The organism is Flavisolibacter ginsenosidimutans (assembly GCF_007970805.1).
Classification (GTDB): domain Bacteria; phylum Bacteroidota; class Bacteroidia; order Chitinophagales; family Chitinophagaceae; genus Flavisolibacter; species Flavisolibacter ginsenosidimutans.
Map to the genome: position 1 here is coordinate 2974097 of NZ_CP042433.1, position 26947 is coordinate 3001043.

18 protein-coding genes are annotated in these 26947 nt (G+C 38.5%); 7 read left to right on the forward strand and 11 right to left on the reverse strand.

Annotated features, from left to right (window positions below; all coding sequences use genetic code 11):
• Positions 1 to 16: 16 nt before the first annotated feature.
• The 5 genes from FSB75_RS12250 to FSB75_RS12270 form a co-directional block, all read right to left on the reverse strand.
• Entirely contained in the window at positions 17 to 1339 is a 1323-nt protein-coding gene (locus tag FSB75_RS12250; RefSeq protein ID WP_146787746.1) for a restriction endonuclease subunit S, read from the reverse strand.
• Positions 1339 to 3681, reverse strand: coding sequence for a type I restriction-modification system subunit M (locus FSB75_RS12255; RefSeq protein ID WP_146787749.1), 2343 nt, complete (start codon positions 3679 to 3681; stop codon positions 1339 to 1341). The genes FSB75_RS12250 and FSB75_RS12255 overlap by 1 nt, the downstream gene beginning before the upstream one ends.
• 162 nt (positions 3682 to 3843) lie before the next feature.
• Positions 3844 to 8643 carry a RecQ family ATP-dependent DNA helicase gene (locus tag FSB75_RS12260; protein WP_146787752.1) on the reverse strand — a complete coding sequence of 1600 codons (4800 nt, stop codon included), beginning with the start codon at positions 8641 to 8643 and terminating at the stop codon, positions 3844 to 3846.
• Between the two features lie 356 nt (positions 8644 to 8999).
• Positions 9000 to 9746 (reverse strand): hypothetical protein, encoded by a 747-nt coding sequence (locus FSB75_RS12265; RefSeq protein ID WP_146787755.1) that lies wholly within the window; start codon positions 9744 to 9746, stop codon positions 9000 to 9002.
• Between the two features lie 22 nt (positions 9747 to 9768).
• On the reverse strand, positions 9769 to 11022 hold the full coding sequence (locus FSB75_RS12270) for a toll/interleukin-1 receptor domain-containing protein (RefSeq protein WP_146787758.1): 1254 nt from the start codon (positions 11020 to 11022) through the stop codon (positions 9769 to 9771).
• Positions 11023 to 11172: 150 nt separating this feature from the next.
• Here FSB75_RS12270 and FSB75_RS12275 point away from each other — a divergent pair, with 150 nt between their 5' ends.
• The 6 genes from FSB75_RS12275 to FSB75_RS12300 are packed head-to-tail and all read left to right on the forward strand — an operon-like array spanning position 11173 to position 16298.
• Positions 11173 to 12042 (forward strand): nucleoside triphosphate pyrophosphohydrolase family protein, encoded by an 870-nt coding sequence (locus FSB75_RS12275; protein ID WP_146787762.1) that lies wholly within the window; start codon positions 11173 to 11175, stop codon positions 12040 to 12042.
• A 2-nt stretch (positions 12043 to 12044) separates the two neighbouring features.
• Positions 12045 to 13202, forward strand: a complete 1158-nt coding sequence (locus tag FSB75_RS12280; RefSeq protein ID WP_146787765.1) for a toll/interleukin-1 receptor domain-containing protein — start codon at positions 12045 to 12047, stop codon at positions 13200 to 13202.
• Entirely contained in the window at positions 13195 to 14163 is a 969-nt protein-coding gene (locus tag FSB75_RS12285; protein ID WP_146787768.1) for a hypothetical protein, read from the forward strand. The genes FSB75_RS12280 and FSB75_RS12285 overlap by 8 nt, the downstream gene beginning before the upstream one ends.
• Positions 14164 to 14174: 11 nt before the next feature.
• Positions 14175 to 15191, forward strand: coding sequence for a nucleotide kinase domain-containing protein (locus FSB75_RS12290; protein ID WP_146787771.1), 1017 nt, complete (start codon positions 14175 to 14177; stop codon positions 15189 to 15191).
• The gene (locus FSB75_RS12295; RefSeq protein ID WP_146787773.1) at positions 15155 to 15646 is read left to right on the forward strand and encodes a TIR domain-containing protein; all 492 of its coding nucleotides are present in this window, start codon (positions 15155 to 15157) and stop codon (positions 15644 to 15646) included. The genes FSB75_RS12290 and FSB75_RS12295 overlap by 37 nt, the downstream gene beginning before the upstream one ends.
• A 1-nt stretch (position 15647) precedes the next feature.
• Complete coding sequence (locus FSB75_RS12300) at positions 15648 to 16298, forward strand: Nmad2 family putative nucleotide modification protein (protein ID WP_146787776.1); 651 nt, start codon at positions 15648 to 15650, stop codon at positions 16296 to 16298.
• Between the two features lie 210 nt (positions 16299 to 16508).
• Here the strand turns inward: FSB75_RS12300 and FSB75_RS12305 are convergent, their stop codons facing one another.
• From FSB75_RS12305 to FSB75_RS12330, 6 genes are all read right to left on the reverse strand, one after another.
• Positions 16509 to 19139, reverse strand: a complete 2631-nt coding sequence (locus FSB75_RS12305) for an ATP-binding protein (protein ID WP_146787779.1) — start codon at positions 19137 to 19139, stop codon at positions 16509 to 16511.
• A gap of 9 nt (positions 19140 to 19148) precedes the next feature.
• Entirely contained in the window at positions 19149 to 20567 is a 1419-nt protein-coding gene (locus tag FSB75_RS12310; RefSeq protein ID WP_146787782.1) for a toll/interleukin-1 receptor domain-containing protein, read from the reverse strand.
• Between the two features lie 10 nt (positions 20568 to 20577).
• Positions 20578 to 21489: a hypothetical protein gene (locus FSB75_RS12315; protein WP_146787786.1), complete on the reverse strand. Its 912-nt coding sequence runs from the start codon at positions 21487 to 21489 to the stop codon at positions 20578 to 20580.
• Between the two features lie 66 nt (positions 21490 to 21555).
• A complete protein-coding gene (locus FSB75_RS12320) occupies positions 21556 to 22431 on the reverse strand; it encodes a hypothetical protein (protein ID WP_146787789.1) in 876 nt (291 codons plus the stop codon).
• A 7-nt stretch (positions 22432 to 22438) separates the two neighbouring features.
• Positions 22439 to 23272, reverse strand: coding sequence for a hypothetical protein (locus tag FSB75_RS12325; RefSeq protein WP_146787792.1), 834 nt, complete (start codon positions 23270 to 23272; stop codon positions 22439 to 22441).
• Position 23273: 1 nt separating this feature from the next.
• The gene (locus tag FSB75_RS12330; RefSeq protein ID WP_146787795.1) at positions 23274 to 23564 is read right to left on the reverse strand and encodes a hypothetical protein; all 291 of its coding nucleotides are present in this window, start codon (positions 23562 to 23564) and stop codon (positions 23274 to 23276) included.
• Between the two features lie 428 nt (positions 23565 to 23992).
• On the opposite strand from FSB75_RS12330, the gene FSB75_RS12335 reads away from it, so the two are divergent.
• Positions 23993 to 26860: a toll/interleukin-1 receptor domain-containing protein gene (locus FSB75_RS12335; protein WP_146787797.1), complete on the forward strand. Its 2868-nt coding sequence runs from the start codon at positions 23993 to 23995 to the stop codon at positions 26858 to 26860.
• The last annotated feature ends 87 nt before the right edge of the window (positions 26861 to 26947 follow it).

The following is a 26947-nucleotide window of genomic DNA, read 5'->3' on the forward strand; positions in this document are numbered from 1 at the left end:
GTTAGTTTGGTTTTTATTAAGCTACTTTTATTTTACCTGTTACACCAGCATTGATTAATGTGGCTTTGTATTCTTTGAGCTTTTCTATTTCTTTTTCTTTCATAACAATAGCGGCAAAAGTTTTTGTTGATACATTTTCAAGATAGTTACCAATTTCTACTTGCTCGTCTTTTGATGGTATCAATATCGGCATCTTCTTCAACAGCTCTTGACTAAGTGATGCTCGTATAACTAAATTCATCTCTTTTACAAAAAAGGCCCTGTGAGTTTTACTACTGAAATAATATTTAGAAAAGTATTTATCAAGAATATTCCTGTTTGGCCTAAACCGTATTAAAAACCCTGAGAATGTTGCATTCAGGATTGTGCATGTACATGTTGATGCAAATCCAATTTCTTCAACCGTTTCCGAAGTTCGTGTGAAGAGTACGTCACCTTCAATAACAGAATATTGTTTTCTGTCAGCATCACTTGATTCTGCTAAACCATCAACATGCTTAGGCAGTTCAATGTTTTTATAGACGTCACCATAGCTAAGAAAAGGAAAACCCGATCCAAAGTAGTCTGCTCCTTTGCTTATGCCGTTTTGAGTTTTGCCCGAAAATCCCAACGGCTTCACTTCCCAATGTTCCGGTATCTCGCCAATCCATTCCACACCGCTATCCTTCATTTTTACATTAGGATCAAGGCCACGGGTAACGGCTTTATGAATAAGTATTTGCCTGCGTTCTTTTAAAAGCTCAATCAGCGCTTCTTTTTGTGCAATAGCTTTTTCTATTTGGGCTGTTTTGCGGTCAAGGAAAGATGCAATGGAAGTTTGTTCATCTAACGGAGGAACAAATGTTTTAAATGAAAAAAATGTCTCCTTCGGAATGACGTTTCTCAATCCCTTGTACAGAGGCTTCATTCTTTTGTCAGCATCAAGGTTTAAATAGAAGTAATAAAGAAAACCCCGATCAAAACCATTGTTCGGTTCCATTACCGTATAGGCTCCCGTAATCATTCCATCGAATGGCGAAAGACCTACTGCTCTAGGCGTTTCCTCAACATCAAACAGACAGAAAACAAAATCCCCTTTCTTTACTTCCTGGTAGGTATCAAATTCTGCCGGAAATTTTCCTTGTGGATTTTCCATATCCCGTTTGATAATGCCATTCAAGGTTAACGAAAGCAAAACATATTCGTTAGACCTTTTGCCGACTTGTACTTTCTTCAGCCTAAAAATGAATTTGTTTGAAAGTGCTTCCCAATGATCAGGTATTTCTCCCAACCATTCTACTCCCGAATCTTTATAGGCCGCATACTTTTCAATCGTCATTTTTTCCATCACATCTTCCATCAGCTTAGGTTTACAATTTCACGAATCAACCCTTCGCTTTCTTCTTCCAGGGCCAGTATCTCCGCTGTTACTTCTTCTATATCCCGCAAAGGCTTGTGCTGGTAGAAGTATTTATTAAAGCTGATTTCGTAACCAATTTTTGTGGCATCATGAGCCATCCAGGCTTCTTCCACATGCGGCGCTACTTCCCGCAAAAAATAATCCTGTATCCGTCCTTTCAGCGGCACATTCTCCGTATCACGCAGGTCGGCCTCCGTTTCGTATTCTATGTATTCGCCTTTTTTATTCGTAGGGTAATAGCCATAGCCCGGCAAATCTTTTTCGGCGCAGCCTAAACGTTCCAGCAGCGCCTCAAGTTTTTCACCCGTCAGCTTTACCGTGCCCTTGATGACTTTTTCCGCACCGCTATCGTACCAGCTTACCGCGTTTAGGATGGCGGCCCGTTCGGAGGCTGATAATTTTTGCTTCCCCTTTTTCAATTCCGCATCAACGCGGTCGCGAAAGGTATTGAAGTCATTGTATTCATCTTCGCCAATGGCCTGCATCAATCCTTCTGCAATCAACAATAACTCGCGGCCCTTCTTCCAGGTTTCGGGATCAACAACCGCTTTTGCCTTTTTCGCATTGAGGTTTAGGTCTTCTTTCTCACACCAGTCAAGGATGGCCTTTTCGTGCTTGCCAAGATTTGTGTAAACTTCGTCGCCAAATTCGCCATAAGCCCACTCCATCGGTTCACGCAGGGTTTTGTCAAAGCGCAAGGGAGAAATGCGGCTGGCCATAAACTGCGCCTTTAATCGCTTGGGCCTTTCGATGGTGACTTTGTAATATCCGAAATCCTGGTTATCGAAAACTTTGCTGGCAATGCCTTCATCGCTCTGTCGCTCCATAGCGGCCATGGCCGCGTACACCTGCACAATTTCACGGATGTGTTGAGGTGCGAGCTCACAATTTTTGTTGCCAAGGTTCTTGCGCAGCTTGCGAAACAGTTGCCCGGCATCTATTAACTGTACTTTACCCCTTCGAAAAGCTGCTTTGTTGTTTGAAAGGAGCCAGATATAAGTGGTGATACCGGTGTTGTAAAACAGGTTGTTGGGTAACTGAATAATGGCCTCCAGCCAGTCGTTCTCAATTAGGTAACGCCGGATGTTGCTTTCTCCGCCACCAGCATCGCCAGTAAATAAGCTGCTGCCGTTATGCACTGAGGCAATGCGGGAACCGCCAACGCTCAACGGCTTCATCTTGTTTACCATCTCCATCAGAAAGAGCAATTGCCCGTCGGAGGAACGGGGCGTAGCATCGCACTCTTCTTCGCTTCCCCAATAATCTTTCAGCTTTATTTTAAAACGCGGATCAATAACTTCTTTTCCATCTTTGATGTATTTCAGTTCGCTGTCCCAGCTTTTGCCATAAGGCGGATTGGAGAGCATGTAATTAAAATGCTTACCGGCAAATTCATCGGTGCTCAGGGTACTGCCGACGCGGATGTTTTCAGGGTTGTTGCCTTTGATCATCATGTCGGATTTGCAGATGGCATAGGTTTCATCGTTAATCTCCTTGCCGTATAAATGCACATCGCCGGTAGCTTTGATTTCGCCTTCTTCATCCTTGATAAAGTTCTGCGATTCAGTAAGCATACCACCCGAACCACAGGCAGGATCGTAGATGGTTATTACGGGAGGCAGTACCTCCTTCACCGGTTCAAACACGAGGTGGGTCATCAAGTCAATTACTTCCCTTGGTGTAAAGTGCTCACCGGCTTCTTCGTTGTTTTCTTCGTTGAACTTTCGAATCAGTTCTTCAAACACATACCCCATGCCCAGATTGGTAAGCGCAGGCAATTTGCGGCCCTCAGGGTCGGCCTTTTCAAAAGGCGTCAGGTTGATATAAGGAGAGGTAAATTTCTCCAGCACATTCAGCAACACATCTTTGTTCGCCATGTGCCGCACCTGTGCTTTCAGGTGAAACTTCTCAATGATCTCTTTTACATTGGCACTAAAGCCATTCAGATAATCTTCAAAATTGGCTTGTAAGATTTGCTGGCTGTTGGTGGCGGTATTGTACAAGCGTTGCAAGGTCCATTGGCTGGTATTGTAAAATACATAACCGGCTTCCTGGCGGAGCCCTGCTTCATCCAACTCGGTAAACTTCATTTCTTCCCTTTGAAAGGCCAGTTCTTTCATCACGGCTTCTTTCGTGGGTTCTAGCAGGGCATCAAGTCTTCTTAATACAACCATGGGTAAAATCACATCGCGGTACTTGCCACGGACATAGACATCACGTAGGCAGTCATCGGCAATGGACCAGATAAAGGAGACAAGTTTATTATGGACGGCGGTGTTCATATAGTTTCGGTTAAAGCTGTAAAAGGTGCAATCTATTTTATTCAGGGCAAATTTTCAATTACATGACCAGCTAATGAATCATTTCCTGTTAATACAAACAAGGTGAATTGTAACTCTTTACCTCAATCATACGCAAGCAAGTAGGGTAGGGTATAGAAACAATCACTTCTCTTTGGAAAAATTCAATTCCGGTAAAATAATTTTTACTTCTTTATTGTCTTTCATGTTATACCAATGAACAATGAAGTTTGCTTTAGCGCTTTCTAAATGATAGCCTTTTAAATGTAACTTCTCTGTTGACATAACAAATTCGTTGGAAAATTTAACTGCCAAACCCTTATCAGTCGATAGTCCCTCAGTAGTAATCGTTAACTCATCGCCACTGGCTACTCCATTCATCCTATGTTGCACATATTCGAAATAGCCAAGCTTTACATCCTTATGTGTTAACAGACAGGAAATAAAGTTTGCTGGAGGGTAAACATTTAAGTCAGTCGAATAGGTGAGGTCAGCCGTGATCAGATTTTGCAAAAAACTTCCATTGTAATGTATGGTGAGATTCGTTTTGGCTCTCGTAACAGCCACATACAACTGCCGCTTACATTCCTCCTTTGTCGCGTCAAACTTATCGAGCATCAAAAAAACATTGTCAAACTCTTTGCCTTTGGCTTTGTGGATGGTAGAGACATAAACAGTTTCGCCATTGATGCGAACAAAATCTTCAAACCGTGATTCATTCAAGAAAGCCTTCCAATCGCTTTTGTATCTTTTAACCGGATTGATAGCCTCAAAATCTTTGATAATACTCTGACAGCCATCTAATTTATTGCTTCGCTGAAAGGCATGGGCTAATTTTCGCTTCCCCTCCTCCCATTCGTCTTCACTTATTACCGGAGAATCCGTTTGCGTAGTGATCAGGTCAGTAAAGTATCTAAGCTCCGCCAATTTGGACAAATTAAAGCCATCGTTTGTCTGGATTAACTTTGCAGTATATCCATTCTTTATAAGCAGTCCGGTTATTTGCACGGCTTCATCATTGGTTCTGGTCAACACACAAGTGGAACCGGTTAAGTCGGTTTCCATTATGCTTTGAATAACAGGCATAATAAGCTGTGTTGAATGATTTTCAATGATCTTTATTTTCCCATTAGTCCGATCTACCGCTACAATTGGCAAATCTTTTAAGCGGTGCGAGAGCCCGGCGGCCCACTGGTTGGCCAAAGACACTATATTTTCTTTACTTCGGTAGTTGTCTACTAGGCTATATTTTTTCGCATTCCTGGCCGTAATTAGCTGCTGCATGTATTTCGAATCCGATCCACGGAATTCATATATATTCTGATCATCATCGCCTACGAATAATACCCGCATTTCTTCGTTCTGCTCCATGAGTGTTTCTACCAACCTGTATTCATGTACATTAATATCCTGTGCTTCATCTACTACTAACACTGTTTTGGTAATTCTGCTGGGTTCGATATCGCCGTTCCTAATTTTTTCAATCGCTGTTTCTAAAACAGAATCAGACTGATCAAGGTTGCCAACCCTGCCGATCAAATCAAAACAATACGAGTGGAAAGTCTTAATCTCAATGAAGTTGGCAGCATTTCCAATCAGGTCCAGCAACCGTTTTTTAAATTCTGTGGCTGCTGCTCTTGAAAATGTAAGCATCAGGAGTTGCTCATGCTTTACATCTTCCGTTAAAAGTAATGATGCCAACTTATGTACAAGCACTCTTGTTTTACCACTGCCCGGACCTGCCGCTACAACCACATGCTGATTGGTAGCATCCTTAATAATCTCCAATTGGGCCGGAGACAATGCCCCGAACAATTGCTGGAACTTGGCAGGTGTTAGTGTACGTTTAATATCATCCTGCCTGCTTCCTGGAAAATATTTATTGAGAAAGGATCCATAGTTGAGCCGGAAATAATCATCTACAAACTGTAAAGCCTCCTTATAATTCTCCACCATCTTTTTAGCATACTCACCAACAATATGGATTTGCTGTACTTTATTCTGGTAATGCGTTCTTAGCTTGTCATAATCAGATTCTTTATAAAGTATCCTGTTATTTTTTTCAATACGGTCAATTGTTAATCGGTTATAGACTACCAAGAACCCGCCTTCTATTTTTATGGCTTCAATCCGTGATAAGTAAAAGAGGCTGTCCTCTACGTCTTCATTACTCGCCTTCACGGTAAATAAGCCAGTGCTGCTTTCAACTGCATCCTTCAGCTCCTGAATGGAAAACTCTATCAGTATTTCGTCGGCGTCATTCTTTGCTGTATTGTTTATAGCCTTTTGATACAAGTATTCTACAATGAATCTTGCTAAGAAATGGCGTTTTACCATTTTATCCTTTAATTCATCTTTGGCGAGAGATGGAGCTATTTGAACATGATTGCGGGAATATTCCAGATTTCGTCGCTTAATCCAATTTTTAATTGCCCAAAAGTTAATAATCGTTCTGACCTTATTGGGGCTCACATCTTTACATCCGGCTTCAGAAGCTTTTTCGTTTAATTCTTTCAGGTTGTAAGTTGCTTCACCATCCTCTAAGGTGGCAAGGAAAAATTCCTCTAGGCCCTTGAACTTTTCTACCACAGCCAGGGAACGATTGCTGGCCTCACCTTTCTTTATAAAGGCTGTCAAATCTTTTGCATCAGCTAATATTTTCTCATCTCTTAATAATTGTATGATCTGAATCACTTCATCTTTTACAATCCCTAAGTGATCCGAGATGTAATCTATCCGTGATTCTGCAGCTTCGTCAGTAGACAGTCGTTTGCTTTTGCTGGAGAAGAGCTTTTTGACAATACGGATTGCCTTTTCTTTTTGCTTTTCAGAAAATTTTTCAGACGTATTTATTTTTTCTATGGCCTCCTGTGCTGTTTTCGATAGTATACTGTTGGCAAACACCCTTGGCATGTTCTTGCCCCGCTTCAAATAGCCAGCATCTTCCAGGGCGGCAATGGCGGTCGTAACCCGCGTTTCTATTTCATTTACACCTTCATCCCAACCAGCTTTTCGGGCAATCTCCAGTGCTGAATTTGAAACCTTGGCCCTTGTTCTTGTTAAATCCTTTACCGCCTTCCAGATTTGATTAATTTCTTTAATGTCCAGCTTGGTTTGGTTCAGCAGAATAAAATGTTTATCTAGATCTTCTTCATTAAAAAGAACAAAACATTCAGCAGTTATCTTCTCATCCCTACCTGCACGTCCAGCCTCCTGAACATAGTTTTCCAATGAATCTGAAATGTCGTAGTGAATGACCATGCCTACATTACTTTTGTCTACGCCCATTCCAAAAGCTGATGTAGCCACCATAATATCGACGCTTCCTTCAATAAAGGCATTTTGATTTTCCGTCTTTTCTTCTTTAGCCATCTTGCCATGGTAAGGCTTTGCATTGAAGCCATCTTCTGTCAGGCTTTCAGCCAACTTGTATGCCTTTTTGGTACGGGAAACATAAATGATCGTCGGGCATTGCTTTGTTTCCAGGAGCCGCCGGACCTCTGCATATTTCTGGGCCTCATTATCTTGATTGAAAACTTTGTAATGAAGATTGGTTCGGGAGGCATTAGCACTAAATATTTCTAATTCAATCTCTAACTTTTCTTTGAAATATAGGCGGATGTCTTCAATCACTTTTTGCTTGGCCGTAGCAGTGAAGCAGGACACAGGAATTTTATCCTCAAGTCCTTTGTTCTTCTGAAGTGATTTTATAAAATCGCCTATGTATAAATAATCGACCCGGAAGTCTTGTCCCCATGAAGAAAAACAGTGGGCTTCATCAATGACAAAGCGAGCTATCTTCCTGCCAAGTAACAATCTTTCTATCGTTACTGAACGGAGGGATTCAGGGGAAATATATAGGATGCTTGCACTGCCTTCGGCTACCCGTTCAATAGCTTTGCTTCTTTCTATCGGGTCCAATAATCCGTTAATGGTAACTGCATCCGTTATACCCTTTCTTTCCAGATTATCTACCTGGTCTTTCATTAAGGATTGAAGGGGAGAGATAATTACCGTAAGCGATTTCGTATTCTCGCCAGCCATTAATGCAGGCACCTGAAAAGTAATTGATTTACCACCACCCGTTGGAAAAACTGCCAGTAAGGATTTGTTCTGAATAGCCGCTTTCACAGCATTCTCTTGCAAAGGTGCGCCACCATACGAGCGGAAATGGGAGAAGCCGAAATAGCGCCTCAATGCATTGAATGGATTCAAAGCTTCGCCGCAATAAGGGCAGCCTATAACACACGGCTTCCCTCTAAGCAGAAACATTATCCTATTTACATCAGGAAAATGATGAAGCACCCAGGGCGGTGTGATGGAATATCTTTCAGTTGCTTTAATTAATGCCAGGGTATAAGCAAGAGGGCCGGGAGCCGCAACAATTTGGTCGTATATGTTTGCATGGCTACAAATAGAGCCATCGAAATAATTCCGGATTAATTGTTCTACGTCTGGCTCCAGTAGTTCGTTTGAATAATTCAGGTAAGCAAAAAAGGCTGAGAATTCTTTATGACGGTGCAGTAGGTTGAAGTATATCTTTTTTAAAGGCTCATCTAACTGTTGAAAGGCAACTACTTCATCGTAAAATAAATCCCTGGCTTTAAAAGAGTCATTAAGAGGATTATTTAATTCCTCTTTTTGCAGCTTGTCATTTTTTAACAGGCGGTGATAGGGACGTGAAGGAAACAGCAACGGCGATAAATAAAGCGTATCAATAGCGTTTGCTGAACCAAAAGATGTGTCTCCAAGAAAGGTGTGCAGGTGCTTCAAATCGTGGTTGTGAATATTATGGCCACAGATAAAATCACTGCCCTTTATAAAATCTAAAAAAGCGTGCACGGACCTGTTGTGTAAAGTCGAATCATCCGACTTTACACAACCAATATCCAGAATATTCTTCTTCGAATTAGTCTCAAGGTCAAAAAATGCAATTGTTTTCATGAAAGGTTAGCTTCAGCAGGCTGCTTGTGATGAATAAATTCTTGGCAAGCAGACCTTAAGCGGCACTAACATAAAAAAAATTTGGAACGGAACAGGTAGATACATGGTTTTATTTCGAGATAAAGCATTTTCAGCGGTCACTTGATCATATGATCAATTAGCGATTGTGCTAGTTTTAAGACATACTATAAAATTCTTATAATGACCAAAGGAATGTGGTTAATTCTATGATCTTTTATCTTCTCAACTTTGATTGCTACCTGCCTATCGGATTTTATAATAAGTGATGTTGCGCTGTATTTCTGATTTCATTTCATCCCGGACAATTTGTTGAATTTACTTTTATTCAACGCTTCTTATTTAAAGGTTTCAGTTGATTGGTTACCTAAGAATATAGCCATTTCAAAGGCGGCACCAAATGCAACAAAGGGTTCTATATCCGGCAAACGCTCTTCTTTTCCATACATGCTTGACCAAAATCCAAAATTTTCGGAATTATTTAAAGGCAGGTCTAGCTTTCTTATAGAGTTAATTACGGCACTCTCAAATTGTTGATCCGCTATTGTTACCCGATCTGCTATATCCCCTGAATCATATTTCTGGTCTCTTGTTGATTGTAAAGACAAAAAGGTAATAAGGTGTTTAAAACGGTAATCCAGCCTTTTGAGATTTTCAATTGTTTCTTGCGAAATACTTAATAGTACACATACATCTGGACGATATTCGTAAACTGAGTCTTGTAAGTTATTCCTAAATGGATCAAATCCAAACCAACGGGGTTGAAGGAAATTTTGAATTAAACCATCATTCATTTGTTGTTCATTCAATTCATCCCGATAAAGTATAAAAGGTGAAGGTTTATTAATTTTTTCTGGTTCAGGTTCAATTAATTCTGTGTAATCATCAGCCGCAATCGCCAGCAATGGAAGAATATCTAAATGTGCTGGAACAAGCATTCTATGTTCTGACATACTCATGCCACCTATTTCTTGGGAGTAATTGGAGAGGACACTTCTGGTAATGCTAATAATTGCCTGGTGCTCTAGCAGAACCCTATCTCCCGACCTGATTGTATTGTCTCTTACAATTAATATGGTACTCATAATATGCTTATGATTAGAACATTTAAATATTTTTAATTGACCTCATTACGTGCCCTTCATCAATCGGATAGATTGAACTTTTCTTACCCAACCATGAGATTTGTTCGCCGCGAATGGTTCGCACCACTGAAACAGGGCCAAATAGTATTGTTTGATTTACGGTTGGGATTTGAAGCGCTGAACGCTCTGTATCAATAAAGTCGTCTACCGCAGGAGGGTATGCATTCATACTTAATAGGAACGTTTTCATATTTTTTTGTACTCTGTACTGTCCAATCCCTACGGGTTGAGGCGTAAGCCCTGCAGCAAGAATGCTATCAACAAGAGTTTTATCCTGATACCTTAACCTTCTTGCGATTTCGTGATCGTAATTTTGCTCGATAAAAGAAATCAGGTTTTGAAGGTCGCTATTACTCAACTCGTCTTTTGGCGTCAGTGTACAAGCCGATAAATCAAACCTTTTTCTTATTTGAGGAAAAGTAGTTTGAGAGCCAGGTAAGTCAAGCGCCATGAGACCAAGATGATAAGCAGTAGCGGTTGCAACTTCTTGCCTACAATAAACTGAACTTCCTATATCATTTGTTTCAAGAACTAAGACACAAGCTTTGTTGAAAAGTTCCTCTTTTATAAGAGCTACAAATTCGTCACCTGTTCTACTTGAAAAACGATCAAGAAATACGTCAAACATTCGTTCCGATAAAGCATGAAAAAGCTGTCCAGCTATTGCTCTTGCATCAGCATGTTTATAACTTATAAAAAGCCTGAAACTTTTTGACTGAATGCCCCCAGCTCTTAAAATTCTGGGTACGGCAGGCGATACATTAAAATTATCAATATGCTCCGCAAGAATAGTATTAAAACTGTTTGGCAAAATTTGCGTAGGACTACCGCTAATAGAACTATCAATTACAGGAATGATAATGGCGTTTGGAACTAAAAAATATCGCTCAATATTCAAATCATCCACGACACCAGATCCATCTGCTATATAAATTAGAACCCGTTTATGTAGGCCTTGGACAGCTCCTCCGCAGGTATAGGCGCCAAATATTCCACCGCTGTCTCTAAAACAAGGAGCAAGCTCTCTTTTCCCACCGACAGCTATGAGAGATTGTTCTAAAAAAGAAAAGCAATTTTGGGCGCACTGTTCAATTTGCCGCGAGACTCCTGAATTTGAAAACACTGTTATTTGAACTCCATTAGCAGTTGGTACATTTGACCATGCAGTACATTCTAACGGTTGACCAATGTGCAGTTGCAAAAGGACTGATCTCATAATAAGTTAGGAAGTTTTAGATTTTTCGACCCAAAATCTGGTATTTGAAAACGCCGGGGCTTTACTTTTAAATTGAGGATTTAATGGAAATTTCTCCTACGTTTAAATATACAAAACAGTGGTTATATTTAGGGTATAGGAAATTTTTTTATGAAATTGAAGGAATACCAAGTTCAAGCTGCTACATCCATACAATCATACAAATCCAACGATCAAGAGAACTTCTTTTTGGGTTACTTGGGGTTAGCAGGTGAGGCGGGTTCGGTATTGACAACTTTAAAAAAGCTTATCCGGGACGGAGATGGCTTTGGGAGTTTCAAAGAGAAAATTAAAGAGGAGTTAGGAGATGTTTTGTGGTATATCGCGGCAATCGCTTCACACAATGATTTGTGTTTAGAAGAAATTGCAACAAACAATCTTGAAAAGGTAAATGACAGATTTCGTGAGATAAAGTTGCCTGAAATTGCAAGGTTTGATGCCGCCTATGAAGAGCAATTCCCTGACTCATTCATTATCAATTTTATTGAAGAAGAAGGTCGACATTTTCCTGAAGTAAAAATGCTTTGGGAAAACAGGCCTTTAGGTGATCCGTTAAGCGACAATTCAAGGGAACCTAACGACTATAGGTATCATGACGTTTTTCATTTAGGCCATGTCGCTTTTTTAGGTTGGTCTCCAGTGATTAGGCATTTAATGAAATTGAAAAGAAAAAGCGATCCAGTGGCTTTAGACGCTGAAGATAGAGGTAGGCCGCAGGTAGCAGAAGAAGCAGTAACCCTTATTGTTTATAACTACGCAAAGGGAAACAAGATGTTAAAGGAAAGTGACAGAATTGATACTGAACTATTACGAACCATCAAGCAATTGGTTGTTGATCTGGAAGTCTCCGCTGTATCGGCGTTTCAATGGGAAAGAACTATACTTGAATCTTATAAAGTTTTTCACCAATTGGTTGCCAATAAGGGTGGGCGAGTTTATGTGTCACCATTTAGTAGAGAACTTAAATACCTAGGTAAATAGCTATGGAATACATCAGTCCTCTTACATTATATGTCATCTGGCATCCAAATTCAGAGCTAGGAAAGCAAATGGGACGGAAGCTTTTTAGTTCTTTTTGCACGAATGTTGAATCACCTTTCGGCTTCCGCCTTGGAATTCCAGTTTACTTTAGGTCTGAAACAAACAAGAACGATGTTCCTGAAGCAATAGATTACAAACAGGCCGAGCGCACGGTCATCCTCTGCTTGATTGATGAGGATGTTATTTTAGATGATTTATTCAGGCAATATGTAGTCAACCTTTATGCAGAAAGCTCAGGAATTTCAAGTTTGAGATTTATTCCTGTTGCACTGACTAAAGCTGCATTTAAACTTGACGCTGATGTAGGAAAACTTAATTACATTAGAGCGTATGAAGCCAAACAGGAGGGATGGAATTTCAATTCTGTATTTGACTATGTCTACCATAATCTTCTTCATGAGTTATGTAAAACATTTATAGAACCACAACAGGCACACGAAGTCAAAATGCAACCTATTAAGTTATTCATCAGCCATTCCAAGCATGATAACACTGTCAATGATGCTATTGCTTTCCGAGATTATGTTAATACCCATCTTCAACTTAAAACCTTTTTTGATTCAAACGATATTGGATTTGGAGACGACTTCGGGAAAACTATTGAAGAAAATGCGGGAAAATGTGTCGTCGTCGCATTTTTAAGCGACTCTTATTCTTCTAGGGAATGGTGCCGTAGTGAGATTATTGTTGCAAAAAAGAACCATACTCCTATTGTCCTTATCGACGCAATCGCAAAAGGAGAGCAAAGAAGTTTTCCATATTTAGGTAACATTCCTACAATTAGGTGGAATGGTGATTTTAAGATGATAGCAAACCTAGCCTTAGAAGCCACTCTATCCAATTTTTATACAAAAGAAGCACTTGAAAAGCAGGCGAAGCTTTTCAGAATACAACACGACTTTATTCTATCTACTTACCCGGAACTATTTAGCATTATTGGAATAAAACAAAAACTTTTTGAATGTGGTAAAGAAGCAGGCGTAATTATATATCCAGATCCACCCTTAGGCAATGAAGAATTAAAGCTTTTAAATGAGATGGATGAACGTCTGTCGTTTGTCACCCCCCTTCAATTAAGTTCATTTTTACAATATGACTAACAATGCGCCGAATGTATCTGATCTTTCAATCAATGAAAGTTCAGATACTACTAAAGCAGAAATAAGAAGTATCAAGATTGATCTTTTAAAAAGCCCACCGCTTGTTGGGCATACTGTTGCTTTATCATCATCTGAATCGGACAATCTTGGAAAATTTGGGTTAAGCGACCTGCATTTAGCTGATTTAGTTATAGAAATAAATAGGTATTTATTATCGACAGGTGCATCTGTGGCTTATGGAGGTGACTTGAGAGCCGGGGGGCTTACTGAAATTTTAATTGAGCTTGTTGATCAGTTTAAATTTACAGATGTAAAAGAAAAAGACCGTTTAAAAAGCTATCTGGCTTTTCCTCTTAGCTTATCTCTCACCAAGGAAATGCAGGCCCAGTACACTCATCGGGTAAAGTTTATAAAGACAATACCTCCGGATGATATTTTAGCAGTAGATCCTAACGTTTTTATTCCTCCAGTTGGGTCGGACAATCTTTTTATCTGGGCAAGAAGCCTCACTTATATGCGGGAAAAGATGGAAGAGGAATGCAATGCGAGAATTTTTATTGGTGGAAGAGCGCAAAGATATAAGGGCCGAGCGCCAGGTGTATTAGAAGAGATGCTAATAGCTCTCAAAGCAGAAAAGCCAATCTATTTGATTGGAGGTTTCGGTGGTGTAGTTGCAAATGTTTGTTCACATTTAAACAATGGCGGTGAGTTAAAGGACGTGTTAGATACTATTAAAGCTTCAAGTGAATATCAGGAAATGATGCAAGAATATAATCGTCGCCAGATTTCCCAGTTAATGTCATGGCCTGATGAACTGTTTAATGAACTTCAAGGTGGATGGGCGATTATTTCCCAACGCAATGGGTTATCAATAGAAGAAAACCAAAAACTCGCTGGCACCAAACACGTTTATGAAATAATCTATTATTTACTAAAAGGTCTTGTAAATTGCTTGAACTAAAAGCATAGAAATTGTCTAGCCATTTTAAAAGGTTATCACCCCCTAAAAAGTCGCAGGTTTATGATACGTATTGGAATTTTGCTGTTGAAAGGAACAATGTATTTATTAGAAGACTAACGAATTTCCAAGGTCCATGGACGGATGACCTAGTCATTAGATCTTATCGCTTTACCAATACTTTTAGAGCATCCGATAGGGTCAGCCAATATTTAATCAATCTTCAATATAGAGCCGATCAAAGCCCAGAAGAGATCTTTTTCAAAACACTTCTCTTTAAGATTTTTAATAAAATCGAAACTTATAATTATCTAGAGAGAGCACTTGGTACAATAAATTTCGCAAGATTTTCTGAAGAACAGTTTGATTCCTTACTTAGCTACAGAATGGCAAGTGGACATACCATATATTCCCCAGCTTATATTATGCCGTCAGCGGGAAATGTATTTGGCTTCAAATTAAAACATAGCAATCATTTAGCGCTTTTGACAAGATTGATGAAAGACAAAATTTACTTGCGTATTGCTAACGCAGAGAGTCTAGAAGCGGTTTATGAAATATTGCTTGGCTGCCCTTCGTTTGGCAGCTTTCTTGCTTTTCAATATACAATTGACCTTAACTACAGTGACTTAATAAACTTCTCCGAAATGGATTTTGTAGTTGCAGGCCCAGGTGCCAAAAACGGTATTTTAAAATGCTTCGATTCGCTTGGAGATTTCAGTTATGAAGATGTGATTAGATTTATGGCAGAAAATCAGGAAAAAGAATGTGAACGGCTAGGATTACAGTCGCCGACCTTATGGGGCAGACGCTTGCAATTAATCGATTGTCAAAACATATTTTGTGAAGTAGATAAATATTTGCGTGTTACTCACCCCCAACTATCTGTGAAGTCTGGTAAGACAAGAATCAAGCAGAAGTTTCATGCACCTAAGGAACCGATTCCTTTTTTCTTCCCACTAAAATGGGGAATAAATTCAAAAATAGAAATAGAATGTCAGGAGAGGGAAAACGTAAACATCTTTTCATAAGTCATCATCATAAAGATGATAAAACAGTCTCTGATTTTATTTCGCTAATCTCTGGGCGTGGTTATGATGTACGTAACAGTTCTATTAGAGCCAAGCCTGCCAACCAGCGCAGACTAGATGAAAAAAGAGTAAGTGATGAGGTAATTAAACGTCTTCTACGCATGAAAATCTCTTGGGCAGGCACTGTGGTCGTTCTTATTGGCAAGGATACCCATACACGACCGTGGGTGGACTGGGAAATTAATAAGGCCAAAGAGCAAGGAAAACGAATTGTTGGTGTGTTTGCAAGAGGTGGTACTGATGCCGACATTCCGAAGGGACTTAAGGACTACAGTTCTGCGATCGTTAACTGGAACAGTGATAGTATCATCGGTGCGCTTGATGGAGATAATGTATTTAAAGATCCTGATGGGTCAATTCGACCTGGCGGAGGCGGAGGATCGGTAACCTGCTAATATGGCTAGAGTTTATATTTATGTAGTTGACAGAGATTTTGGTTTTGCTCCAAATCCTTTCCACGGATTCTGTACCCTTGCTACCTGTAAACCCGCTATTAGGAATACGGCGAAAGTTGGAGATTGGATAATTGGCGTCGGTGGAAAACGTTTAAAGGCAACCGGTAAATGCATCTTTGCTATGAAAATAACACAGAAAATAACCTTTAATGAGTATTGGGAAAAAGAAGAATATAGAGATAAAAAGCCAGTTAGAAATGGCAGTAAAATAATGATGCTTGGGGATAACATCTACCATCAAAACCAAGAAAGTATCTGGGAGCAAGCGCACTCACATCACAGTAATCCAGATGGAAGTATAAATACCTATAACTTGGAAAGAGATACTAAATCAAACTACGTTTTGATTTCGAAACATTTCTACTATTTCGGTAATTCGGCTCCTTTAGTTCCCAAAAACATTTTTCAAGAAATTGGATACCAAAATAAAATAGGGCATAGGGTGTTTGATCATAATAAGAGCATGAAGATTATACAATGGCTTGAAGAACAGTACTCGTCTTATAAAAACTTAGTTTTATCAGACCCATTTAACTTTAAAATAGGGCATGCTCATTATTCAGTAGAAAACGATGCTTTGAAAGGATTATAAAATCAGCGTTTGAGATTAGAAATCCTATTAGTTGCTAATTATTGTTCCTTCCAAATTAAAGCATTTATGCTCCATTCTTTTGCTAAGTTAAAATCCAGCAGAAAACTACATAATTGGCAGCTTTTTTGTTTCTTTCTCCACACTCTGAGTGACGATATATTGAATAATAACCGATTTATATAAATCTGTTTGACTTGTTTGATTTTGCAGTCAGTATTTTCTACTAAGAGTATTCAATCGAACTCGTACTTCATTTAATAAATCTTCATACTCCATTGCATTATTCAAAGCTTGCACTAAATCGCTTTTTTGTGTAGTAATTGTATGAAGCTGATCCAAATTTGAATTTATATATTTTATTTGTTCCGATGTTAAATTTTGAAGCAAGTCGCCTTTCTCAGAGAAGAGAGACTTTTTGATTACATCTAATAACCCTTGAACGCGTGAGCTATCCAGACTTAAAACATTTAGAGCTGCACTAGGGGACGTCCCCCTGATATACCTTTTGTTATTATCTATAAAAATACCGATCGAATCTAAAGACCTTCTGATTTCCGGTATCCCTTTAGCACCATTTGAAAGCTGTTGCTTAAGATCTGCGATTTGAGAGTTATTGTTGTCCAATTCATTTAATAAATTATTGTATTTTATTTGTAAAGCATCATAAGATTGTTTTAAAGCACCATTCGATGAGATACTTTTTAGAAAAGTAATTGAATCGTTCAAACGATTTATATAAGCGTGGGCTAGCTGCAAAGAGTCACCTAAATTTAATGTTGATTTCCCGTTGTTAAACTGGGAATATAAAAACTTTAAAGAATCAACTCGTGAGGTAAGAATTCTGTTTTCCGAAGTATTTTTAATATTATTTGAATAAAAAATTATAGCAAAAACTATTGCGGCTATTGCAATTATTGAGGTAATCAAAAAAAACCAAGTTCTTGTTCTTAGGCTCAAAAGTGAATTTGTCTTAGTATAGATGATTTCTTTCTCCAAATTGTCTCTTTCACTTTTTGCCTTTTCAAGACTTTCTTTTAGAGCTTCTGCTTCTCTAAAAAGTTTATCCCTTTCATCACTATATTGTCTTCTTAAACTAACTATACCTTTTTCAATATCGTCTGCCTTTTTTTGTTCTAATGCAATTATTTTGCTTTCATAACTATCAGTAAGGTTTTTTATTTGAAGCGAAAGTTTATCGTTTAATTCTTTTAGTTTTTTTTCACCACTTACTTGCTCGTTCAACCTTTCTGTATTTAAACCTGCAACCTTATTTTCATACTCTTGAATGAGTTTGGCCTTATCAATTTCAAACTTTTTATTAAGATCGTTAATTGTCTCTTCTCTTATTTCATCAAGCCTTCGCTCATACGTCTTGGCATAACTAACTTCCAATTCAGCAACTTTTCTTTGATATTCCTCTGCCTTGTTTTTTTCAATCTCCAATAATTTCCTTTCATTTAATCTCTCATTTTCTTCTTGCTGCTTTTTTTTGGCTTTTGCTAACTCCACTTTCCCTTCTTCTATTCTCCTAGCATTCCTAGATTCAATTATTACAGGTGTAACTCTGTCATGAATGATTTCCAAATGTTGGCTATCTAAAAACTCCTCTTTACGTAGTAAACGAAATTCGTCCACAAGTTTATCAATCCATTCTTTACCCACTTTTCTTTCGGCGTCTTCACAATCATGAAGAGTACGATTGCCTTTATCAGTCAATAGTTCGTCTTCTATGAACACTTTAACAACTCCAGGCATATTGATTAATGAGTCATTATAATAACTGTTTAAAATCTTATCTACGATTTTGTAGTCTAAAATTTCTATACTTTTCATTGTTTCTGTATCCCCCACAATTAATTTAGGATATAGATGGTAACATACTAAGCTTAAAAGAAACGGCTCGACCTCATTCCTTATCCGTTTGCTTAGCATCTCTGTGTTTGGCTTTTCCGCTATGAGTTTGATAATATTAAGCGCAGTAGTAGTACCAAATACAAAATTGCTGGTTTTCAAAATCACATCTTGGGCAATTGCCCTTGAAAAAGGTATTAAACGGAATTTGCTATTTGTATAAAAGATGGATGGCATTTCACTACTTATGCTCTCCAAATGAGATAAGTATTCCTCTCGAAGTGAGAAGACTACTTTATAATTTTGTGTATTGGCAGTTAATTCAAGCAGTTTTATCTCGCTTTGTACAGCATTTGTCTCGGAGTGTAACTTATCTTTTACTTGTGGAGGAACGGTGTTCTCAATGAGGTGAGAAAGTTCGTTTTTAAGAAAAGAATATAAATTTTGATTAGATGCGCCGACTGTGAATATTTCTTCAAATTGATCAAAAATTAATACAGGGATTAAGTTGCTTCGACTAGCTTTTCCAGGTTCTCCTTCGATTGGAATGTATTTATAGAAGGGATTTCTGTTCAGATATTCAAACAATGTTTCATCCTCTAATGGTTTTGTATAGCTATATCCATTTTCTGAATGTTCAGAAGAGGCCGTCATTTTATCAATTGAGACAGAAATTTGATCAATTATAAATTGAAAGATATTTAGGTCAGTATTTCCATAATTGGGTCTAAGATAAATTGGCAGGTAGTCATTACGTCTAAGGGTTGGCATTATCCCTGCCCTCAATAGGGAACTTTTTCCAATACCTGATTGAGAATATAAAATAGTTAATGTGTTAATTCTTACTAACTGAAAGAGTTTTGAAATTTCTTCACCTCTTCCATAAAAGACATCGAAGTCTCCCTCTTCATAGGATTTAGGTCCTTTGAAAGGATTTATAACTTGCTCCATTGAGGTATTGACCTCACTTATAATAACTTCTGTTTCCATAATAAAGCTTCAACCTATGATTTCTGCTATTTTGTTTATAAACGCCGAGGACAGTCCATTTTCTGCGCTTGCACCTTGGTATTTTAAATCAAAAAATGTTTTTGGGGTTGTTTCTTTCAATTCATTATATTTTATCTGATTTAAAAAAATTGGAAGGATAACAGGTTTTTTCCCAATTTCATTATTTGGATTTTCTCTGTTATGTATCTCTAAAACATAATCCCATTCTTTTTTAAAAAAACGCTCATTTGTAGACATAGTATCTGTCTCTTTCGAGATAATAGGTATAAAGATTTTGCAATTATCTATGGCTTTTTTTACTTCATCCCTTATTTGTTCGCCGTGATCGATATCACGTATGTCCATGAACACATCGAAGTCTTTATCATCCAGCTTTTCGTAAATATCAATTACTTGTCTTTGATTTTCTGTTGCATAGCTTAAAAAAAGGTAATCAATGTTTGCATTGTTTCGAATCCACTTTGGCTTCTTTGCGCTGATTTTATCAAATAAGCGTTGAATAAAAACTTCTCCGTTAAATTCAAAATACTTAATACTTGAGTTTTTTATAAAAATTGCTCTGTTTCTATCTACATCTGAGTTAATAATGTCGGCAACAGAATATAAACTACTACTGACACTTAATTTTTGTTTCGAAAACATTCTAATAAAGAAACGTAAAAGCCAATCCGGAAAATTACAACCTATAAAAAGTAAGGACGATGAGGAAAGCAACTCAAATAATGTATTTAGCTTATCTCTATTGACAGATATGCTGTGAATCAGTTCCAATATATCATCATCAACTACAATAAACCCCGTATCATCTTTATCATATTTTCCATATAAGTTATATACGACGGTTTTTTTTAACTTCTTAGGAAATAATACAGGCGAAATTGAATTGATAGCCGACTCTATTTCTATGTCTTGCAATGGTGAGTCAGTAATATTCAGAGTAAAAGCATCATGTTTGCTTGTGATGAACGCTCTGTTTTTCCTAACCGACTTTTCAAGAATAGTTGTCGAAGAGGCGTTTATAAACAACTTGAATTTCCTAATTTTCGCCAGAAGGTCTAGATAGGTTGTATCATATTTGTTTTCTGCATCAGCCATTATTTCTTTAATATAAATGTAAAAGCCTTGTTTGGGAGGCCTCGATGTTACGGAATGGATGTGATTCAATTTTTCAAAAGGAGAATCGCAGTTGTGTTTTTTGTAGTCAAATTTTGAGTCGTATTTACCCTCGAGATTAAGTAAAAGATATTCCATTAAGTCGTAACGCTTTCCGTCTTGAACTTTGATGATATCCGTTCCAATAATTGGAACAACGTTTCCCTTTCCGATTTCTTCAATTAATACATCAAGGTTGCGGTCTAATTCTTTATCATTTCTATTAGCTCCAGGTTGAATAGGGCCTTCCATCATTATTGCGATTTTAATTTACAATACTGCTTTCTGCGATAGTTTTATCAGTTATCCATCCTAATACCGGATCGGCTGCTGAGCCATTTTTTGTTATAAACACATCGTTGCAAGCAGCATAATTCTTGATTAAAACCTTGGCATCGGAAAGATTCGCGTCCTCCTTTATAAATTTCACTCCATCCTTCAAGATTGCCTGTACTGTTTCATTCCCTTTTGCTTTTAAATCCGCAAAGGTTAAGGTTCGAGGTGCTTGTGGGGGATTATCTTGGTTATTCCCATTTTGTCCGGCAGGTGGATTATCGACAGGCGCTGGAGGATTGTTTTGCTGATTATTGGCGGGAGGATTATTAGGTCCGGCTGTTTCATCTTGTTTAAAATATTGCTCGGCGATAAATCCTTCTATGGTGCTTCTATGTAATACGTATTTGGCACACTTGTTTTCGTCTAGAAGAATGACCCTCGAAATTCCTTTGGCGTTTATAAAATCAAGAAAATCAGTTTTCAGATTGATCGTTTTATCATCTGTTCCTGAAGGATAAGGTTTGTATGTTAGCTTGTCTATGGGGATCATTACGTCTTTTGCCTTTGTTGACTCGAGTTTGGTATCTGATGTGATGCTCTTTACTAGTTCTCTAACCGTCTGGTTAGCTGCAAGTAAGTTTTCTTTCGAAAAATAATAGGCTAGAATTGTACCGATCCATGTCCCGAACAATGGAAGAATTGCGGAAAATAGAATTTGAAGAATATCTTTCGCCCCCGCAATATCTTCTTTTTTTGTCGTCAAGGCAACGATAGCGATCGCCATGCCTAAAACACCCAAAACACACGTTCCAACTAACACAATGATTGAAACTGTTCTTGCGACCTTTTCCTGAACTGGATTTGCTGTTTGAGTTGCCGGGTTATTGTCTGTTGCAGCCATGATTCAATGATTAAAGATTAAAAGTGTGTGTTCTATCTATTGCCCTTGTGTATTGTAATAAAATTTTTATGGTATAAATGAGTTTAATTGCGCATTGTATTTTTTCCCAAATTTTCCGCTTTCTCGCAACTGCCTGTGCACTGTTTTCAATGTCTCAATACGATTGGCATAAACATCGTTACCTATATTGATTAACTTGTTATAAATAACTTCTCTGTCGGAATTCCCCGATATAATATCGGAAACAAGGCGGTATTTAGCCCTCCCCTGGTGAAATATATCGCAGATCGTTTGGCATATGTAGTCGGGCCATCCATCTAAGTTGAAGCGTATGCTATGTTCCTTCATATTATTCTTGAATAGGTCAATAGCGGTGTTAACTTGCACACTTCTATGCGAGTCAGAATTTTGTGCCCAATGGACAAATCTTGCGGCGGTTATCACCTCCTGGTCGTCAATATTGGAAATGTCACTGTTTAGATATTTCATTAAAGGGGCCGTAGAAGTGCTATCCTCCAATTGGGTTGCAGTTTGATTTTTTACATACCATATTCTTCCGTCGCGTAGCTCTAGAAAAGGGAAGTAATCTTTTGCTTCAGGAAGGATTAACAACGCACGAAAAAACGTTACAAAGTCTCCATTTGGTACATGTGCAGCAAACTGCATGAAGGTGAAGGTAAAGGCTGCTCGGTCGTAGGTGTTTAAGCAATGAAAAGAACCTTTACTCTCGCAAGAGGCTGTTGGCTGTATAAACCATGCCCAATTAGAATATTTGGTTTCAAAATCTTCGGGTTTGTAAATTGGCCCGTCTGACCTGTTGTAATTGAATAATCCATGCTGTCCCTGGTAGACAGTTTCCGTTCCAACATAAAATTTGAAATCATTCGTGGAGGCGAAATACTTAGCCTCTTGTCGTGATATTATGAATTGGATAGTAGCCATAATATTCCTAGAATGAAATTGAAAGACCTGCGCCGAATTGTTCACCAGTATTAAAATTTGGTGCGCCTGACCCTTTTTCATAGATGAAATCAAATGATTTATTTTGGGCTAAGTAAAGTCTTACCCTTCCTTCCAGCCTTGTATAAAATTTAGCGTTTAGGAAATCGTACCAATAGTTTGCCTTTCCGACGATACCAAAGCCAACATTGTTTGGATTTTTAAAAAAATTTTTTGTGTCTATGGACAAATCAAGTTTGGCCCGAAACAGGCCGCTATTTAAAGATTCAGAACTTTGATCTGTTTTCCCTCCAATCTGCGTTTTTATTGTACTATCAAGTTTCGATTTATAACCTGCTTGAAGAAAGATGCCAACGCTTGTATTCTTAAAAAAAGCATTTACGCTTGTATTTCCATTTGCTTGATAGTAGGGTACGTACCCCCCTTCAAAAAGTGTGTTCAAAAACGAAAAGCCTCCGTCAGTTTCTGCGCCGACTGATAAGGGAAATAAATGCATTGTCTTTCTTGAATCTAATGTTGTAAGGCCGGCCACCTGAGTCGTTTTAGCCTTCAGAAAAAATCCTGAAAGTTTAATATTTATCTGAGAGAAAGCGTCCTCAGTCCCCATTAACGCGGTAACTTCTGGACTGAAACTAAAAAATCCTTTTGCGTTATTTATCTGTCCTTCTAAACCATTGTATTGCTTTAAATAATTGATGGCGAAACCTAACGCTGTTTTTTTTAAATCTGTCTTTATGGTTTTTAAATCAACATCTACATTCTGCTGGCTTAGGGCCAGAAGGCTTGATAAAACCACGCTAAATAAGAGTGCGGATTTTTTCATATTAAATGATTGCTGTTGAGAGTTCGTCGACTGATTGTTCCATCCATTTTAGGGGCCATGGTTTATCCTCATGCCCGTTTGCATTCATTGTCCAGCGAATTATTCCCTTGTAAATGTTTTTTGAACTTGTTTGACTGGTCACCCCATCGCTATCACTCAAAACAGAATTGTGAATAGTGTCATTATTGATGGTAACACCTTCGTCGTTGAAATTATTCAGGTGGAACTTCATCACCTCCATTAGCTGGCTTTTTGTGACGCCATCCGTAGAAACGAAAAGTTTTTTACTCATAGCAGTATTTCAAGATTTTAGTTTGATTGCAAGGCAAAGCCTAGAGCTTTTCGTCAAATGCAATAGGCTCTTAGACTAGTAAAGATTGATTTTACAGTTGATTGACCAAACCGTTTAAATAAAGTGAACGGATTGCAGTTAGTTATCCTGAAGAATACGAATAAACGTATTATAAATATGAGAGTATTAAGTTTAATTTCCAAATATTAATTTTCTCTCGGTTACTACTGGATTTATGGACTTTAAGATTCAAAGCACCTTCATCAGGTAGGAGTGAGTTATACGTCTGTTTAATCCAAGAACACTTGTCTATGCTTCGGTAAAGGCTGATCTTCACATGGCAAGTATCATCGTTAAATGTTAACGGGTTTCTATGGTTTTGGTGGCTTAGTTGGAAGAGCAGTAAACTTAATTTTATCAATATTTCAATGAAATACAAAGCATTTATTTCATATAAACACGACACCTACAGCCGTGCATTTGCCGAGAGTATTGAGGATGCTGTAAAGACCTATGGCAAACCTTTATTTCAGCAGCCAATGGCTATTTTCAGAGATGAGAAAATTGTTAAGCCTGGTCAGGATCTTCCAAAAACCATTACAACCGGATTACAGGAGTCAGAATTTCTCATTTACTTAGCTACCGAAGCAGCAGCAAACGCTTTCTGGGTCAAGGATGAATTAAAGCTTTGGTTTGATGAATTAAAAAGGAATGACAAATTTATTGTCGTTGTAATTGAAGACAAAATTTACTTCAAAGGTTCTGGTAATGCAGAGGAGATTGATTGGGATAGAACCACAATCTTGCCTTCTGAGCTCAAAGACCGTTTTTTAAAAAATCCACTTTACTTGGATCTTAGCTGGGCTCAAAAGGATACAGATCGAACCATAGATAACCCTGATTTTAGGAAGGAGATCAACGCCCTTTCCGCAGCTTTAAACGGTGTCGAGCCGGGGGACATGGTGGACAAAGCCGTCATTCAATACAGGAAAAACCGTCGGTTGAGAACCGGTGCTATTGCCACACTAGCCATCCTACTTGTTGCTTCGTTGGCCCTCGGAATCATTTCGTACATACAGCGGCAAGCAGCTATCCGAAATAAATCTTCTGCCTTATCATTTCTGTCGCAAAGCATTTTAAAGCAAGACCCAACTACAGCTTTTCTTATCGCTCAAGAAGCTTGGAAAATTAACCCTGAAAATGCTGATGCTGCAACAGCCATAAGGTCGGCATATTATTCTGGCCCATTCTACAACTCTTTAAGGGGACATACCAGCACTATCAACGATTTACAATTTTCTCCTAACGGAAAATTCTTTGCTTCTTGTGCAGACGACAACACTGTTATACTCTGGAGCCGTAATGGAACAATTATTAAACGGCTAACGAACAATAAATCCGCCGTTCTTCACATTGCTTTCTCCAAAAACGGTGAATACTTAGCAACCGCCGATAACAAAGGAAGAATTTTCCTGTACACCAGCAACGGTGAGCTTGTAGACCAATTCGAGCACAAGGACAAAATTGAGACAATTCAGTTTTCACCGGATAATAATTTGCTTCTTACAGCAAGTCGTGATTTTACAGCAATTATTTGGGATCTAAAAAGCAGAACGCATCTGGTTCTGCAGCATGATGAAAGGGTGTATTCAGCCTGCTTTTCTCCGGATAACACCTCTGTTTTGACCACCGGCGGCGATGAAGGCGCTTACATCTGGAACTTGAAGGGGGAAAAATTAATTTCTTTTAAACGGCATCTAGGGCCTGTGGTCAATGGAACTTTTTCACATGACGGTCAATATATACTGACGACGGGTTTTGATAAGAAGGTCATTTTATGGACCAAGAAGGGAAATTTCATCCGTGAGTTTTCCAACGCACGGGACGTTGTGCCGCTTATCTATTTCTCACCCGATGATAAAAAGATATTGTTTGCTGGGTGGGACAGGAAACTTTACCTGCACACAATTGCTGATTCTGTAACAATCACAATAGGTGAAAATACAGAAGAAATTATCTCCTGCGAATTTTTCCCCGACGGAAAGCATTTTGCTTCGGCTGGTAAAGACGCACTTGTCCATATTTACAACGAAAAAGGTGAGGTTTTAAACACTTTGAAAGGTCCTATACAAGGTATCAATAAAATTGCTGTATCACCCGACAATAAACTTCTGATTTCCGGTGGCGAGGATAGCAAAATTTTTATTTGGCCTTTGGCATACCTGCGAAGCAATTTTTACACTGACCAAAATGGCGAAATAAATTTCTTAAGTATATCAAAAGACGGAGAAAAAATGCTGACTGGCGATAGCCGTGGGCAAATCATTATTCGTAATAAAACCGGTGACATCGTTTTAAGAAAAAAGATACACGAACGACTTGTCTATACAGGACAGTTCTCAAATGATGGTAACTTTATAGTGACTGCCAGTATGGACCATTCTGCCGTACTTCTTAACCTTAAGGATACCTCTAAGTTTTACAGGCTTTCTCACAATTCGGACGTAATTGATGCAGATTTCTCTCCTACAAGTACTTGTGTGGTCACTGCTGGTTACGATTCTGTTGCTAAAATTTGGGATATGGAGGGCAGATTGCTTCATACACTAAAAGGTCATCATGACCGAATCCTTGCTGTTAGGTTTTCCCCTGACGGTCAAAATATAATTACCACTTCCCGTGATCACACTGCTATTTTATGGACCAAAGACGGAACAATGATGAAGATTTTACCACACGGTAATCAGGTTACAAAAGTCAATTTCAGCATGAGCGGCGACAGGTTTATAACAACCTGTAGAGACTCCATCTTAATTGTTTGGAATAAAAAAGGAGATTCTCTTTTTACGCTTAGCTGCCCGACAGGTCAAATCATCTACCAGGCAAAATTCTCCCCAGATGGTAAGTATATCGGGGCAACTACGGAAGCCAATAATGTAATGGTTTGGGGCACAGATAAGAAAGTTAAAACAGTCCTAAGCGGCCATTCGGGGATGGTTGTAGACTTCAACTTTTCTAAGGATTCAAAGCGTATTTTAACTGCAAGCTATGACAATAGTGCCCGCCTGTGGGGATTGACAGGAGAGGTTATGCAGGTATTCAACGGCCATAGTTCACTGGTAAAGGCAGCCTGCTTCGATGCTGAAGAGAACAATGTTATAACCGCATCGTATGACGCTACTTTGCGTATTTGGCCTTTAAGGCCAGAAAAAATAATAAAGCGAGTGGCGCAAGAATACAATAAGGGCATTTATTCACTATCCCAACAGGAAAAATCAAAATTTGGCATTGACTAAGTTCGAAAAGGTTACAAGCTTGTTTTCGATAGTAATTTATTTTCATAATTCCTAAACTTAGGAAAAGTAAAGCTTAAATAGAATTGA

What these genes read in the sequence shown, in the direction of transcription:
- FSB75_RS12280 (WP_146787765.1), top strand. Translation starts at nt 12,045, where the DNA reads ATGGAATACATCAGTCCTCTTACATTATATGTCATCTGGCATCCAAAT.
- FSB75_RS12285 (WP_146787768.1), top strand. Translation starts at nt 13,195, where the DNA reads ATGACTAACAATGCGCCGAATGTATCTGATCTTTCAATCAATGAAAGT.
- FSB75_RS12250 (WP_146787746.1), bottom strand. Translation starts at nt 1,339, where the DNA reads ATGGAAGATGTGATGGAAAAAATGACGATTGAAAAGTATGCGGCCTAT.
- FSB75_RS12325 (WP_146787792.1), bottom strand. Translation starts at nt 23,272, where the DNA reads ATGAAAAAATCCGCACTCTTATTTAGCGTGGTTTTATCAAGCCTTCTG.
- FSB75_RS12275 (WP_146787762.1), top strand. Translation starts at nt 11,173, where the DNA reads ATGAAATTGAAGGAATACCAAGTTCAAGCTGCTACATCCATACAATCA.
- FSB75_RS12270 (WP_146787758.1), bottom strand. Translation starts at nt 11,022, where the DNA reads ATGAGATCAGTCCTTTTGCAACTGCACATTGGTCAACCGTTAGAATGT.
- FSB75_RS12310 (WP_146787782.1), bottom strand. Translation starts at nt 20,567, where the DNA reads ATGATGGAAGGCCCTATTCAACCTGGAGCTAATAGAAATGATAAAGAA.
- FSB75_RS12330 (WP_146787795.1), bottom strand. Translation starts at nt 23,564, where the DNA reads ATGAGTAAAAAACTTTTCGTTTCTACGGATGGCGTCACAAAAAGCCAG.
- FSB75_RS12320 (WP_146787789.1), bottom strand. Translation starts at nt 22,431, where the DNA reads ATGGCTACTATCCAATTCATAATATCACGACAAGAGGCTAAGTATTTC.
- FSB75_RS12315 (WP_146787786.1), bottom strand. Translation starts at nt 21,489, where the DNA reads ATGGCTGCAACAGACAATAACCCGGCAACTCAAACAGCAAATCCAGTT.
- FSB75_RS12305 (WP_146787779.1), bottom strand. Translation starts at nt 19,139, where the DNA reads ATGGAAACAGAAGTTATTATAAGTGAGGTCAATACCTCAATGGAGCAA.
- FSB75_RS12260 (WP_146787752.1), bottom strand. Translation starts at nt 8,643, where the DNA reads ATGAAAACAATTGCATTTTTTGACCTTGAGACTAATTCGAAGAAGAAT.
- FSB75_RS12265 (WP_146787755.1), bottom strand. Translation starts at nt 9,746, where the DNA reads ATGAGTACCATATTAATTGTAAGAGACAATACAATCAGGTCGGGAGAT.
- FSB75_RS12295 (WP_146787773.1), top strand. Translation starts at nt 15,155, where the DNA reads ATGTCAGGAGAGGGAAAACGTAAACATCTTTTCATAAGTCATCATCAT.
- FSB75_RS12255 (WP_146787749.1), bottom strand. Translation starts at nt 3,681, where the DNA reads ATGAACACCGCCGTCCATAATAAACTTGTCTCCTTTATCTGGTCCATT.
- FSB75_RS12335 (WP_146787797.1), top strand. Translation starts at nt 23,993, where the DNA reads ATGAAATACAAAGCATTTATTTCATATAAACACGACACCTACAGCCGT.
- FSB75_RS12300 (WP_146787776.1), top strand. Translation starts at nt 15,648, where the DNA reads ATGGCTAGAGTTTATATTTATGTAGTTGACAGAGATTTTGGTTTTGCT.